The following is a 13,140-nucleotide window of genomic DNA, read 5'->3' on the forward strand; positions in this document are numbered from 1 at the left end:
CGGCGTCGAAGGCGATGGGGTAGATGTCCTGGTACTTCTTCGGCGGGTTCTCCGCATGGGCGATGGTGCCGTCGGGGCGGTGGTGGAACCACTCGGGGTGCTTGTGCACCCAAGGATGGTCCGGGGAGCACTGCAGGGCGAAGTCCAGCGCCACCTCCATGCCCAGCTCCCGGGCCTGCCGGACGAACCAGGTGAAGTCCTCCAGCGTGCCCAGATCCGGGTGGACGGCGTCGTGCCCGCCCTCGGGCGAGCCGATCGCCCAGGGCACGCCGACATCCTCGGGGCCGGGGGAGAGGGTGTTGTTCTTCCCCTTGCGGAAGGTGGTGCCGATGGGGTGGATCGGCGGCAGGTAGACCACGTCGAAGCCCATCGCGGCGATCGCCGGCAGTCTGCGCGCGGCGGTGCGGAAGGTGCCGTGGGGCTGCTGGGGGGTGCCTTCCGAGCGGGGGAAGAACTCGTACCACGAGCCGTACAGGGCCCGCTCCCGCTCCACGAGCAGGGGCAGCGGCTCGCTGCTGGTGACCAGGTCCCGCAGCGGATACCGGGCCAGGACCGCGTCCACCTCCGGCGTCAGCGCCGCCGCCAGACGAGCCGCCGCGGACAGCGAGTCGTCGCGCAGAGTCTCCGCCGCGGTGAGCAGCACGGTGCGGCCGGCTCCCTTCGGCACGCCGGCCGCTGCCCGCTCGTACAGTTCCGCACCCTCTTCCAGGACCAGGCCCGGGTCGATGCCCGCCGGGATCTTTATGCCCGCCGTGTGGCGCCAGGTGGCCACCGGATCGCTCCAGGCCTCCACGCGGTACGACCAGCGGCCGACGGCGTTCGCGGTGACCTCGGCGCCCCAGCGGTCGCTGCCGGGGGCGAGCTCGCGCATCGGCGTCCACGGCCCGGGGCGGCCTTCGGGGTCCTTCAGGACGACATCGGCGGCCACCGCGTCGTGCCCCTCCCGGAACACGGTGGCGGTGACCTCGAACGTTTCACCCACGACCGCCTTCGCCGGCCGGTTGCCGCTCTCCACGGCCGGGCGGACGTCCCGTACCGGGATTCGGCCGATGGCCCGGGTCCTTCTCATGGTCCTCACCTCCAGCGTGCTCGAAAGCCGGGCCGCAGGGCCCGGCCGGGGGACGGGATGTGCGGGAAGGCCGTTACCTTCCCGCCGGGGATCTGCGCTCGGCAGCCGGGGATCTCCGTTCCGCCGCCGACGGTCTGCGCCGGACCGCCGTGGCCGGACGAGTCCGTTCGCCGGGTTCCTGCAGACAGGTGACGTGCTGCTCCTGGAGGCAGGTGATCTGCTGTTCCTGCAGGTAGGTGATGTGGTTCGTGCGCAGGTACCGCTCGGCCGCGTCCGCGGCCTCCCGAGCGCAGCGCTTGCCCATCAGCACACAGAGCGTGTAGCCGGAGTCCTCGAACGTGGTCCGCACCGTGCGGTCGTTCGGTGCCGCGAGCATCACGCGTTCCCAGGCCCGGTAACGCCGCAACTGCCGGGCGACTTCGGCTTTGGCGGGTAGCAGCATGGCGCCGATCACCTTTCGGGGCTCGAGGGGCACGGTCTCCCGACGGTCGGACGGCGGCCGTGCGCACAGCGACACGGATCCGTGACGGCGATCGAGTTCTTCACACATGGTGCACGCGGGGCGACGCAGCGTCTTGTTGGATCTTCAACCACTAGGGGTTTCGCTGGGCCGATCAGGTCACCCGAACCCGCTCACTTGTGTGTACGGCAGCCTCAGCTGTGCGCTCGTGTTGCACGAACGGGCTATCACCCTCAGGCTGAGTGTGACTCAGAAGCGATAGGCGCTCACGTTCCGTGTTCGGGGCTCGTCCCGCAGGACCGCGGGAGCGAGAAGGAACTGAGCTTCGCGGTGAGGAGCCGACCGATGAAGACCGCAGTGCCCTGCTACTACCACCTCGACGTGGAAGTCAACCCGGAACGGGTGGGACAGGTCAGCCGCATTCTGGCCGCTCACCTGAGGTTCTGGGACCTGGACAACCTGATCCAGCCCGTCTGCGGCGGTGCCGAGATGCTGCTCAAGGCCATCGACGAACACGCCACGGACAAGAACACGTCGATCGAGATGTGGTGGAACGGGCAGCACCTGATCACCGCCATCGGGGACAACGACCGCGCCCTGCGCCCGGACCAGGAGCTGCGCGGGTGCCTGGAGCACCTCGCGGCGATGAGCGACGGCTGGGGCTGTTGCGCCACCGAGACCGGCAGCAAGGTCATCTGGTTCTCGCAGCGCGCCCGCGCCGGGGAACGCGTCCCGCTGGTGCCGACCGCGCCCGCGCCGCGCGAGAGCGAGGGCCTCGACGTGCCCCGCGAGGAGCGGGTCGCGCAGCTGGCCGGGCCGGCCGGCATCCCGGCCGACATCCTGGAGGACGCCCGGTGACGCGCCGGCCGTCACGGAAAGGGGCGTCCGCCTGGAGCGGGCGCCCCTACCCTCTGGGGGCGGACCACGACGGGGAGGGCACCAACTTCGCGCTGTTCAGCGAGGTCGCCGAACGCGTCGAGCTGGTCCTCGTCGACGACGACGGCAGCCACACCCAGGTGCCGCTGAACGAGGTCGACGGCTTCGTCTGGCACGGCTACGTCCCCGGCGTCGGGCCCGGCCAGCGCTACGGGTACCGCGTACACGGGCCCTGGGCCCCGGCCGCGGGTCACCGCTGCAACCCGGCGAAACTGCTGCTCGACCCGTACGCCCGTGCGGTGGACGGGCAGATCGACAACCACCCCTCGCTCTACGAGCGCAATCCCGACGGCCCCGACCCGGCCGACAGCGCCGGGCACACGATGCTCGGCGTGGTGACCGACCCGGCCTTCGACTGGGGCGACGACGCGCGGCCCTGCCGGCCCTACGCCGACACGGTGATCTACGAGGCCCACGTCAAGGGCATGACCCGCACCCATCCCGAGGTGCCCGAGGAACTCCGGGGCACCTACGCCGGGCTGGCCCACCCCGCGGCCGTCGAGCACCTGACCTCCCTGGGCGTCACCGCCGTGGAGCTGATGCCGGTCCACCAGTTCGTCCACGACGGGGTGCTGCACGACCGCGGACTGGCCAACTACTGGGGCTACAACACCATCGGCTTCTTCGCGCCCCACAACGGCTACGCCGCCCACGGCACGCGCGGCGAGCAGGTCGCCGAGTTCAAGCAGATGGTGAAGACCCTGCACGCGGCCGGTCTCGAAGTGATCCTCGACGTGGTCTACAACCACACCGCCGAGGGCAACGAGATGGGGCCCACGCTGTCCTTCCGCGGCATCGACAACTGCTCGTACTACCGCCTGGTCGACGGCGACTGGGAGCACTACTACGACACCACCGGCACCGGCAACAGCCTGCTGATGCGCCACCCCTACGTCCTCCAGCTGATCATGGACTCGCTGCGGTACTGGGTGACCGAGATGCACGTCGACGGCTTCCGCTTCGACCTCGCGGCGACGCTGGCCCGGCAGTTCCACGAGGTGGACCGGCTGTCGGCGTTCTTCGACCTCATCCAGCAGGACCCGGTGATCAGCCGCGTCAAGCTGATCGCCGAGCCCTGGGACGTCGGAGAGGGCGGCTACCAGGTCGGCAACTTCCCGCCGCTGTGGTCGGAGTGGAACGGCATGTACCGCGACGCGGTCCGCGACTTCTGGCGCGGCGAGGACCACACCCTCGGCGAGCTCGCCTCCCGGCTCACGGGCTCCTCCGACCTGTACCAGCACAGCAGGCGCCGGCCCCGCGCCAGCGTCAACTTCGTCACCGCGCACGACGGCTTCACCCTGCGCGACCTCGTGTCCTACAACGACAAGCACAACGAGGACAACGGCGAGGACAACCAGGACGGCGAGAGCACCAACCGGTCCTGGAACTGCGGCGCCGAGGGGGCGACCCGCAACCCGGCCGTGCTGGAACTGCGCACGCGTCAGCAGCGCAACTTCCTCGCCACGCTGCTGCTGTCCCAGGGCATCCCGATGCTCTCCCACGGGGACGAACTCGGGCGCACCCAGGTCGGCAACAACAACGCCTACTGCCAGGACAACGAGATCTCCTGGATCGACTGGCGGCTCACCGAGGAGCAGCGCGATCTGCTGGAGTTCACCCGGTACGTCATCCGGTTGCGCACGGGACATCCCGTGCTGCGGCGGCGCCGCTTCTTCCTCGGCGAGACCCTGACCCGGGCGGACCAGCCGCTGCCCGACCTGGTGTGGCTGGCGCCGGACGCCTGCGAGATGACCGATGACGACTGGCAGCGCGGCGACGCGCACTCCGTCGGTGTCTTCCTCAACGGCGACGCCATCGCCGAACCCGATCCGCGGGGGCGCCCGGTCGTCGACGACTCGTTCCTGCTGCTCCTCAACAGCCACTGGGAACCGGTCGACTTCCGCCTCCCGGACGCCTCCTACGGCGAACGCTGGAAGGCCCTCATCGACACGGCCGACCCGGAGAGCACCCCCGACGAGTCCGAGCACAAGGCGGGGACGGACCTCACCGTCGACGCCCGCAGCCTGGTTCTGCTGTCCCGGCCGTCACGGGCGTCACGCGAGAGGGGCTGACCGTCGGCGGTCGCGGCGCGTGGTCACCGTGAACTGCGCGCCGTCGTGGTCGCGCAGCACCGCCTCGTCGCTGCCCTTGGACAGGACGCTGCCGCCGTGGAGTTCCGCCGCACGGGCGCAGGCCTCCACGTCGTCGACGGAGAAGTGGACCTGCCAGTGCGGCCGGATCGCGGGGTCGGGGGCCGCCTCCAGGGCCCCTGACTCGATCCGGGCCACCACGTCCCCGCGGCTGCGCAGTACGACCTCGCCGCCCTCGTAATGGACCTCGCAGCAACCCGGCCGCTGGGTCGCCCACTCGAGGATCTCGCCGTAGAAGATCGCCGCGTCGAAGGCGTCCCGGGTGTGGAGCGTGATGAAGGCCGGCTGCGCGTTGCGCCAGGTCTCCCAGTCGGTGAAGAGGTCGCCCTCCCAGATGCCGAAGGTCGCCCCGTCCCGGTCGGCCAGCAGCGCCGCCCGCCCCGGCGGCAGGGAGATCGGCCCGACCGCGACCGTCCCCATGCGCTCCTGCACCCGCGCCACCGCTTCGTCCGCGCTGCGCACCGCGAAGTACGGCGTCCACGCCACCGCCATCTGCCACATGGTCGCCACCCCCGCGATGCCGGCCACCGGCGAGCCGTCCACCAGCGCGATCCGGAACCGGTCGCCGAGTTTGGCCGGCCGCCACTGCCAGCCCAGCACGGCCCCGTAGAACTCCTCCGTCGCCTTGACGTCCCGGCTGGTCAGGCTCACCCAGCAGGGTGCGCCGAACACGGACTGTGATGAGACGACGTCCTTCGTGCCGGAGGAGGTGGGCATGTTGTGGTTCATGGCAGTCGCGTCCTGATCTCGTCGGCCTGGCAGCCACCGGAGGATTGACACCAGTGTCCAACCGGAACCGCTGTGGGCGCCTGCCGAGTACCCCGGCGAGGGCGCCGAAACGGCGTCCGGCCTGGTCCGCCCCGGTGGCACAGGGCGGACCGAGTGACGACGATGGATGGGTCGGACACTGCGTCAGGGTACTCAAGCATCCGGTGGGACCTCGGGCGCAGCGCAGCGCCGCACCGGACCCGGAGGTGACCATGCCCACGGACGGGGGCTCGGATCGGATCCTCGAACTTCAGGAACAGGTCCAGCAGCTGAAGGAGGCGGTCGTTTCCCACGCCGTCGTGGACCAGGCGATCGGGATGGTGGTGGCACTCGGCCGGATCTCCCCCGACCGGGGGTGGGCCGTGCTGAAGGAGGTCTCCCAGCGCACCAACATCAAGCTGCGCAACGTGGCCGAACTGATCCTCGTCTGGGGGCGCACGGGCGTGATGCCCGAGGAGATCCGGGCCGTACTGGAGGACGCCCTCGACCGCGCCGGACCGACGCAGATCCCCGGATCGCCGCCGGAGGTGTGATCCCCGGCGGCGGCACCGGACGCCCGCGCGTCAGCGGGCCTCGGTGAGCAGTTCCTCACGCAGATGGGCGAAGCAACTGCTGAGCAATCGGGAGACGTGCATCTGCGAGATGCCGAGCTGTTCGGCGATACGGCTCTGCGTCATGCCCTTGAAGAAGCGCAAGTAGAGGATGATCCGTTCGCGCTCCGGCAGCGCCTCGAGACAGGGCCGGACGGCCACCCGGTTGACGACGATGTCGAAGGCCGGGTCGGGTCCGCCGATCGCGTCCCCGAGGGCGTAGCCGTCGGTCCCGGGCATCTCCGCCTCCAGCGACAGCGCGGAGAAGCACTCCAGGGCCTCCATGCCGGTGCGCACCTCACCATCGGTGAGCTGGGCGAACTCGGCGATCTCGGCGACCGTGGGGGCGCGCCCCGGGGTGGTCTGCGACAGTTCCTTGGCCGCGTGCCGCACCCGGTTGCGCAGGTCCTGGACCCGGCGGGGCACGTGCAGCGTCCACATGTGGTCACGGAAGTGGCGCTTGATCTCGCCGGTGACCGTCGGTACCGCGTACGCCTCGAAGGCGTTGCCACGGGCCGGGTCGTAGTGGTCGACCGCCTTCACGAGGCCCAGGGCGGCCACCTGGTAGAGGTCCTCGAGGGATTCGCCACGGCCGCGGAAACGGACGGCGATCCGCTCGGCCATGGGAAGCCAGGCCTCGACCAGCTCGTCCCGCAGGGCCTTGCGCTCGGGCCCTTCGGGCAGCTGCGCGAGACGCGCGAACGCCGCCGCGGTGTCGGGGGCGTCGTCGTGGGGGTGCGTTCGGGTGCTGCCGGCGATACGCATGGTGCGCACCTCCCTGAGCAGGTGCTGAATGGGGACAGACACCGTGGGAAGCGCGGCCTCGGACCTCACGGAAGCACTGGGAGTCCCGGGCGGCCGGCTCCCCACATACGTGCCTCCTGTCCGAAGCACTGGCAATTCAGACAATACGGCATTTGGGGGACGCGGGCGCTCTCACGGTCGCTGCCCTTTCAGGTACGTCTCTTGACCTCTCTTGACCTCACCTTGGATCGATTAGCTCTGTTACAGAGCTAATCTCGGCCGCATGGAGCCGGAGACCTTCCCGGAAGAGCTGGCCGACGCGCTCGTCGGGGTCCAGCGGCTGATCCGACGGCGCCTGCGGCGGCAGATGCCCGACCCGCGGCTGCGCGGTGCCGAGGTGGAACTGCTGCGTCTGGTCGTGGCGCGGCCCGGCGTCGGCATCTCCGACGCGGCCAAGGACCTCGGGCTGGCGGCCAACTCGGTGTCCACCCTGGTCAACCAGCTGGCGGGGGCCGGCTACCTGGTCCGCGAGACCGACCCCGCCGACCGGCGGGCCGCCCGGCTGCTGCCCACGCCGGCCGCCGAGGCGCGGCTGGGGGAGTGGCGCAGGCTCCGCGCCGAGCTCGTACGCCGCCAGGTGGCGCGCCTGGACGAAGCGGACCGCCAGGCGCTGCTCGCCGCGATCCCGGCCCTGCGCAAGCTGGCCGACACCCTGCACGAGGAGGCCGAGGAATCATGACGAGGGACACCGCCCCATCCCGGCCCGACGGGCCCGCCCGCCGGACCGACCGGCCCGATTCCCGGGCCGACCGGCCCGATTCCCGGGCTGACGGGACCGACCCTCGGGCCGACGAAACGGGCCCCCGGGGCGACGAGGCCGGCCCCCGGGTTGACGAGGCCGGCCCTCGGGCCGACGAAACGGGCCCCCGGGTTGACGGGGCCGGTCCCCGGGGCGACGAGACCGTCCCCCAGGCCGACGCCGTCGCCTGTACCGGGCTCGCCTACGCCTTCGGCGACACCAACGCCGTGGACGGACTCGACCTCACCGTCCGGCAGGGCGAGGTCTTCGGCCTGCTCGGGCCCAACGGCGCGGGCAAGACCACCGCCATCCGCTGCATCACCACCCTGCTGCCCGTGCCCGCCGGCATGGTCCGCGTCTTCGGCCACGACACCGCCGTGGATCGCATGGCCGTACGCCGCCTGCTCGGCTACGTTCCGCAGCAACTGTCCGCGGACGCCGGACTCACCGGACGGGAGAACGTCGCCCTGTTCGCCCGGGTCTTCGACGTGTCCCGCGCGGAGCGCACCGAGCGCGTCGCCCAGGCCCTGGCCGCCGTCGACCTCGCCGACGCCGCCGACCGGCTGGCCGCCACGTACTCCGGCGGTATGGTCCGCCGGCTCGAACTCGCCCAGGCGCTGGTCAGCGCCCCGCGGCTGCTGATCCTCGACGAGCCCACGATCGGCCTGGATCCGATCGCCCGCACCGGCGTGTGGGAGCACATCGGCGCCGTCCGCCGGGCCACCGGCATGACCGTGCTCGTGACCACCCACTACATGGACGAGGCCGACCAGTACTGCGACCGGGTCGCCCTGATGCACCGCGGCCGGATCCGGGCCCTCGGCACCCCCACTGAGCTCCGGGAGGGGCTCGGCGCCCGCCGCCGCGCCGCGGGCGCGGCCCAGAACGCGCTGCCGACGCTGGAGGACGTCTTCCGGGACGTGGCCGGCAGCGGTCTCGACGACGAGGCAGGAGATTTCCGCGATGTCCGAAGCACCCGCCGCACCGCGCGCCGTGTCGGCTGACCCCGCCCGCGCCCACGGCGTCGACCTGCTGCTCAAACCCCCGGCGCCCCGAGCCGGTTGGCGGCTGCTGCCCGCCCGCGTCGGCGCGATGTGCGCGGTCGAACTGCAGAAGCTGCGCCACGACCGCACCGAGCTGTACACCCGCGCGGTCCAGCCCGCCCTCTGGCTGCTGATCTTCGGTCAGACCTTCACGCGCATCAAGGCGATCCCCACCGGCGGCATCCCCTACGTCGACTACCTGGCGCCCGGCATCATCGCCCAGTCCGCGATGTTCATCGCCATCTTCTACGGCATCCAGATCATCTGGGAGCGCGACGCCGGTGTCCTCAACAAGCTCCTCGTCACCCCGACTCCGCGGTCGGCCCTGATCACCGGCAAGGCGTTCGCGGCCGGGGTGAAGTCGCTCGTCCAGGCCGTCGTGGTGCTGCTCATCGCGGCACTGCTCGGCGTGGCCCTGACCTGGAACCCGATCGAGCTGCTCGCCGTCGCCGCCATCGTGGTCCTCGGCTCGGCCTTCTTCTCCTGCCTGTCGATGACCATCGCCGGTATCGTCCTCAGCCGTGACCGCCTCATGGGCATCGGCCAGGCGATCACCATGCCGCTGTTCTTCGGCTCCAACGCCCTGTACCCGGTGTCCGTGATGCCGGGCTGGCTCCAGGCCGTCAGCAAGGCCAACCCGCTCAGCTACGAGGTGGACGCCCTGCGCGGCCTCCTCCTCGGCACGCCCCACCATCTGGCGTCCGACTTCGCGGTGCTGTGCCTGGCCGCCGCACTCGGCGTCACCGCGGCCTCGGCCCTGCTGGGCCGTCTGGCCCGTTGATCTTCACTCGTGGAAGTGATGTGCGGCACGCCCGGGCAAGCGCTTTCTCCCACTCTTTCCGGATAACCGCTGGGCACGGCTTGATCACCGATCAAAAAGGATGAACTGCCAGGCCACAGCGCATTCTGCTCATTTGACAGTGCGCTGAGACCACAGATAGGAAGCAGCTTCCAGAGGTCGAGAGGGTGCAGCGTGTACGAGCCGAACGTGGTCGGGGACTGGCAGGAGTACGACGAGCATGCCGGTCTGCGCGTCCGCGTCCACCGTCTGGAACCGGCCGAGCCGCCCCGCGGCCGGGACGACGCCGCCGAGGGGCTGACGTACTTCTGCCTCCGCGTGACGGTCGAGAACCGCGGCAGCCGTCATCTCGGCGTGCACCTGGAGGACGGCCAGATCGACGTCCGCCTCGGTCCGGACGGGGAGAGCGCCTTCATCGACTGGCGCAACTCGCAGTTCATCGAGGGCTTCGACGTCTACCCGCTGCGCCGGGCCACCGCCGTGCTCTATGCGGCCGGTGCCGAGGCGTCCCTGAGCCTGGTGGACGTCCAGGTGCAGTTGCGCGTCGAGGAGGAGTGGACCGACCGCCGGCTCTGGTCGGGCGGCATCGGCGCGCACGAGGGGGCCGCCGGCGGTCAGCAGGGCGCGGTGCGGGACAGCCTGGCGCACCAGGTGAGCGTCTTCCTGCGGGATCAGGCGGAGGAAGGCACCGCCTGATCCGGCGTCAGGGTGTCGCGGGGAGTCAGTGCGGGATGCCGTCGATGATCTCGCGGGCACCCTGACGCAGCAGGGCCACGGCGACCGAGGTCCCGAGTGTCGCCGGGTCCAGCCTGCCCGCCCACTCGTGTGCGTTGAGGCGTGTCTTGCCGTCCGGGGTGAACACGCAGGCCCGCAGGGAGAGTTCGCCACTGCGGTCCACCTGCGCGAACCCGGCGATGGGGCTGTTGCAGTGCCCCTGGAGCACATGCAGGAACATGCGCTCGGCGGTGGTCTCCCGGTGGGTGTCCGGGTCGCCGAGACCGCTGACCGCGTCGATCAGCGCGGCGTCGTCCTCCCGGCACTGCAGCGCCAGTACGCCCGCGCCGATGGGCGGCATCATCGTCTCCGTCGAGAGGATCTCGCTGATCACGTCCTCACGGCCGATGCGCTCCAGGCCGGAGACCGCGAGCAGCAGGGCGTCGGCCTCCCCTGCGGCCAGCTTCGCGAGTCGCTTGTTGGCGTTGCCCCGGAACGGCACGCACTCCAGGTGGGGATGCGTGGCGGCCAACTGCGCGACGCGGCGCACCGAGGAGGTGCCGATCCGTGTGCCGGCCGGCAGTTCGTCGAGGGTGAGCCCGTCCGGGTGGATCAGGGCGTCGCGGATGTCGTCCCGCTTGAGGAACGCGGCGAACACCGTGCCCGCCGGGAGCGGCCGGTCGGCGGGCACGTCCTTCACGCAGTGCACGGCGAGGTCTGCCTCGCCGGCCAGCAGCGCCGCGTCGACCTCCTTGGTGAACGCGCCCTTGCCCTCGACCTGGGACAGGTCGCCCATCCACTTGTCGCCGGTGGTCTTCACCGGAACGACCTCGGTGCGCACTCCGGGATGGGCGGCGGCCAACTCGGCCCGGACACGCTCCACCTGGGCGAGCGCCATGGGGGAGTCGCGGGAGACGATGCGAATCAGTTCGGGGACGGACATGCGGACACGATAGACCCTCTCGCGGGGGCGTACGTGCCGTCCCTCCGCCGATCGCCGGGCGGGGCACGTCAGTTCGGCACGAGTGGATCTCCCCGCGGTACGGCGCCGCCTCGCTGCGTGGCGGCACCGACACGAGCCGGGTCCGGCCGGAGGCCCGGGGCCCCCGGCCGGACCGTGCGCGTCACGCGTACGGGTCGAAGGCGATGCCGGAGGGCTTGGCCTTGGCGAGGTGGTTGGCGAAGTTGCCGTCCTTCAGGCCGAAGTTGGCGCTGCCGAAGTCGTACGACGTGAGCTTGTCGCGTACCCCGGCCGGATAGCCGTTCCAGCCGACCAGCGCCGGGTACTGCCAGGTGTGCTTGTGGTTCTCCGGCGGCTCGTCGTTGGCGTTCGCGGCGCGGAAGCAGTGCGTGCTGACTCCGTCCTTGTGGTAGACGATCTTCGCGTGCGTGCCGTCGAATCGGATGGCGGACGCCGCGTGCACGGTGAACCCGCCGTGGTTGGACGTCGACACGTACTTGACCTGGTTGTCCTGTACGAACACCGCGACATGCTCGAAGTCGTGCCGGTGGCCGCCGATGCTGCTGCCGGCCACGGCCTGGTCCTTCTCGAAGTAGAGGGCGTACAGGACGGCGCACCAGCCGTTGTTGCACTTGGAGCGCGCGTAGCCGTTGGTGTTGTCGAGGTCCGAGGCGTCCCGGCAGTCGCCGTTCAGGGCGCCGGTCGGGTTGAGCCCGCCGTTCACGGTGCCGTCGGGGCCGATCGCGGGCGTGGAGTAGCAGCCGTCGGTGTCGTAGTCGTAGGCGGGCTGGTACGTCTGCTCCAGCGTGTCCGCGTTGGCGGGCAGTGCCGAGGGCGGGGCGGCGTGGGCCGTGGCGGGGACCGCGAGGACGAGGGCGGCGGCACCGGCTGCTCCGGTGAGCCATCTCCTGCGGTGGTGGGCGAACGGGCGTGACGACACTGCGTCCTCCTTGGTCCGGGCGCAGCCCAACGGCTGTGGGGGAAAGGGAGGTTCAGCTTCCAGGCTGAACGCGTCCATGCCAAGAGGGGTGGAGGATCTCAACAGTGAATCGCAGCCCAACAGTTGACCACCGGTCGTCGTTTCAGACCAGGTCGTCCGGGATGTCCGCCGCCGCGTCCTCAGGTGCCAGGTCGGGGCGGAGCCGCAGCCAGGACGGTTGCCTCAGCAGCCCCTCCCGGGTGCGGGTGCTGTAGCGGACCTCGCCCACCAGGCGGGGTACGACCCAGTGCGCCCCCGGAGCGCGCGGGGCGGGGTCGAAGGGGCAGACGCCGGTCGCGGCGGCCCGCAGCAGCGCGGCGAGTTCCGTGCGTTCGGCCTCGCTCCAGCCCGTGCCCACGCTGCCGACGTAGCGCAGCCGTCCCGCGGCACGCTGCCCGACCAGCACCGCGCCCGGCAGGCCGGTGAGCCGTCCCTTTCCGGGCTGCCAGCCGCCGACTAGGACGTCCTCGGTGCGCATGTTGCGGATCTTGATCCAGGCACGCGAGCGCGTCCCCGGTTCGTACACGGAGTCCAGCCGCTTGCAGACCAGCCCCTCCAGGCCGTGCTCCCTGGTGGCATGCAGGGCCTCGGTGCCGTGGCCGACGAGCGCCCGCGGGGTCGACCACGAGGGTCCGGCGAGGCCGAGGTCCTCCAGCGTCGTGCGGCGGCGTGCGTAGGGGAGCCGCAGAAGCGAGTGGTTCGCGACATGCATCACGTCGAACAGCACGAGGTGGACCGGGACCTCCGCCGCCCGCCGTGCGGCCCTGGCCGGCGCGTGGGCCAGGCCCATCCGGGACTGGAGCAACTGGAAGCTGGCCCGGCCCGCGGCGTCCAGGGCCATGATCTCGCCGTCCAGTACGGCAGCCGTGGTGCCGAGGGCGGTGCCCAGCGGCCGGAGTTCTGGATAGGCGGCGGTGATGTCGTCCCCGGAGCGGGCGCGCAGCAGCACGCTGCCGTCCCCGGGCAGATAGACCACCACCCGCTGGCCGTCCTGCTTGGTCTCGTAGGCCCACCGCGCGTCCTGCGCGGCGGGCGGCAGGGAGCCGGACGTGGCGAGCATGGGCGGGATCAGTGGCAGGTCCACGGGTGAGATGTCGACGAACCGGCCGGTCCTCACGCGTGTTTTGT

At 71.2% G+C, this 13,140-nt stretch carries 14 protein-coding genes; 7 read left to right on the top strand and 7 right to left on the bottom strand.

Annotation, left to right across the window (positions count from 1 at the left end; genetic code table 11):
* The coding region (locus FDO69_RS22100; RefSeq protein WP_138430145.1) for a maltotransferase domain-containing protein at nucleotides 1-1,069 on the bottom strand (1,069 nt) is incomplete at its 3' end.
* A gap of 73 nt (nucleotides 1,070-1,142) precedes the next feature.
* Nucleotides 1,143-1,511, bottom strand: coding sequence for a DUF5133 domain-containing protein (locus tag FDO69_RS22105; RefSeq protein WP_104781820.1), 369 nt, complete (start codon nucleotides 1,509-1,511; stop codon nucleotides 1,143-1,145).
* Nucleotides 1,512-1,874: 363 nt separating this feature from the next.
* On the opposite strand from FDO69_RS22105, the gene FDO69_RS22110 reads away from it, so the two are divergent.
* On the top strand, nucleotides 1,875-2,387 hold the full coding sequence (locus FDO69_RS22110; protein WP_104781594.1) for a pep a2: 513 nt from the start codon (nucleotides 1,875-1,877) through the stop codon (nucleotides 2,385-2,387).
* Complete coding sequence (glgX, locus tag FDO69_RS22115; RefSeq protein ID WP_104781595.1) at nucleotides 2,384-4,537, top strand: glycogen debranching protein GlgX; 2,154 nt, start codon at nucleotides 2,384-2,386, stop codon at nucleotides 4,535-4,537. The genes FDO69_RS22110 and glgX overlap by 4 nt, the downstream gene beginning before the upstream one ends.
* Here glgX and FDO69_RS22120 read toward each other — a convergent pair.
* Nucleotides 4,520-5,344 carry a VOC family protein gene (locus FDO69_RS22120; protein ID WP_104781596.1) on the bottom strand — a complete coding sequence of 275 codons (825 nt, stop codon included), beginning with the start codon at nucleotides 5,342-5,344 and terminating at the stop codon, nucleotides 4,520-4,522. The two genes, glgX and FDO69_RS22120, sit on opposite strands and share 18 nt — an antisense overlap.
* A 251-nt stretch (nucleotides 5,345-5,595) precedes the next feature.
* Between FDO69_RS22120 and FDO69_RS22125 the strand changes: the two genes are divergently transcribed.
* Nucleotides 5,596-5,916: an ANTAR domain-containing protein gene (locus FDO69_RS22125; RefSeq protein ID WP_170320923.1), complete on the top strand. Its 321-nt coding sequence runs from the start codon at nucleotides 5,596-5,598 to the stop codon at nucleotides 5,914-5,916.
* Between the two features lie 30 nt (nucleotides 5,917-5,946).
* Here the strand turns inward: FDO69_RS22125 and FDO69_RS22130 are convergent, their stop codons facing one another.
* A complete protein-coding gene (locus tag FDO69_RS22130; protein ID WP_104781598.1) occupies nucleotides 5,947-6,738 on the bottom strand; it encodes an RNA polymerase sigma factor SigF in 792 nt (263 codons plus the stop codon).
* 262 nt (nucleotides 6,739-7,000) lie between these two features.
* On the opposite strand from FDO69_RS22130, the gene FDO69_RS22135 reads away from it, so the two are divergent.
* The 4 genes from FDO69_RS22135 to FDO69_RS22150 all read left to right on the top strand — a co-directional run bounded on the left by FDO69_RS22135 (nucleotide 7,001) and on the right by FDO69_RS22150 (nucleotide 10,054).
* A complete protein-coding gene (locus FDO69_RS22135; RefSeq protein WP_104781599.1) occupies nucleotides 7,001-7,456 on the top strand; it encodes a MarR family winged helix-turn-helix transcriptional regulator in 456 nt (151 codons plus the stop codon).
* A gap of 287 nt (nucleotides 7,457-7,743) precedes the next feature.
* Nucleotides 7,744-8,520: an ATP-binding cassette domain-containing protein gene (locus FDO69_RS22140; protein ID WP_104781821.1), complete on the top strand. Its 777-nt coding sequence runs from the start codon at nucleotides 7,744-7,746 to the stop codon at nucleotides 8,518-8,520.
* The gene (locus FDO69_RS22145) at nucleotides 8,480-9,340 is read left to right on the top strand and encodes an ABC transporter permease (RefSeq protein WP_104781600.1); all 861 of its coding nucleotides are present in this window, start codon (nucleotides 8,480-8,482) and stop codon (nucleotides 9,338-9,340) included. Before FDO69_RS22140 ends, FDO69_RS22145 begins: the two co-directional genes overlap by 41 nt.
* A 192-nt stretch (nucleotides 9,341-9,532) precedes the next feature.
* Entirely contained in the window at nucleotides 9,533-10,054 is a 522-nt protein-coding gene (locus FDO69_RS22150; RefSeq protein ID WP_104781601.1) for a hypothetical protein, read from the top strand.
* Nucleotides 10,055-10,079: 25 nt separating this feature from the next.
* Here the strand turns inward: FDO69_RS22150 and hemC are convergent, their stop codons facing one another.
* The 3 genes from hemC to FDO69_RS22165 form a co-directional block, all read right to left on the bottom strand.
* Entirely contained in the window at nucleotides 10,080-11,015 is a 936-nt protein-coding gene (hemC, locus tag FDO69_RS22155; RefSeq protein ID WP_104781602.1) for a hydroxymethylbilane synthase, read from the bottom strand.
* Nucleotides 11,016-11,196: 181 nt separating this feature from the next.
* On the bottom strand, nucleotides 11,197-11,973 hold the full coding sequence (locus tag FDO69_RS22160; RefSeq protein WP_104781603.1) for an NPP1 family protein: 777 nt from the start codon (nucleotides 11,971-11,973) through the stop codon (nucleotides 11,197-11,199).
* Nucleotides 11,974-12,115: 142 nt separating this feature from the next.
* Nucleotides 12,116-13,096: an ATP-dependent DNA ligase gene (locus FDO69_RS22165; protein ID WP_104781822.1), complete on the bottom strand. Its 981-nt coding sequence runs from the start codon at nucleotides 13,094-13,096 to the stop codon at nucleotides 12,116-12,118.
* Nucleotides 13,097-13,140: the final 44 nt, after the last annotated feature.

It is taken from the genome of Streptomyces tibetensis, from assembly GCF_007655005.1.
Classification (GTDB): domain Bacteria; phylum Actinomycetota; class Actinomycetes; order Streptomycetales; family Streptomycetaceae; genus Streptomyces; species Streptomyces tibetensis.

Excerpts from the sequence above, each read along its gene's own strand:
- FDO69_RS22105 (WP_104781820.1), bottom strand. The coding sequence starts at position 1,511 with ATGCTGCTACCCGCCAAAGCCGAAGTCGCCCGGCAGTTGCGGCGTTAC.
- FDO69_RS22110 (WP_104781594.1), top strand. The coding sequence starts at position 1,875 with ATGAAGACCGCAGTGCCCTGCTACTACCACCTCGACGTGGAAGTCAAC.
- FDO69_RS22120 (WP_104781596.1), bottom strand. The coding sequence starts at position 5,344 with ATGAACCACAACATGCCCACCTCCTCCGGCACGAAGGACGTCGTCTCA.
- FDO69_RS22125 (WP_170320923.1), top strand. The coding sequence starts at position 5,596 with ATGCCCACGGACGGGGGCTCGGATCGGATCCTCGAACTTCAGGAACAG.
- FDO69_RS22130 (WP_104781598.1), bottom strand. The coding sequence starts at position 6,738 with ATGCGTATCGCCGGCAGCACCCGAACGCACCCCCACGACGACGCCCCC.
- FDO69_RS22135 (WP_104781599.1), top strand. The coding sequence starts at position 7,001 with ATGGAGCCGGAGACCTTCCCGGAAGAGCTGGCCGACGCGCTCGTCGGG.
- FDO69_RS22145 (WP_104781600.1), top strand. The coding sequence starts at position 8,480 with ATGTCCGAAGCACCCGCCGCACCGCGCGCCGTGTCGGCTGACCCCGCC.
- hemC (WP_104781602.1), bottom strand. The coding sequence starts at position 11,015 with ATGTCCGTCCCCGAACTGATTCGCATCGTCTCCCGCGACTCCCCCATG.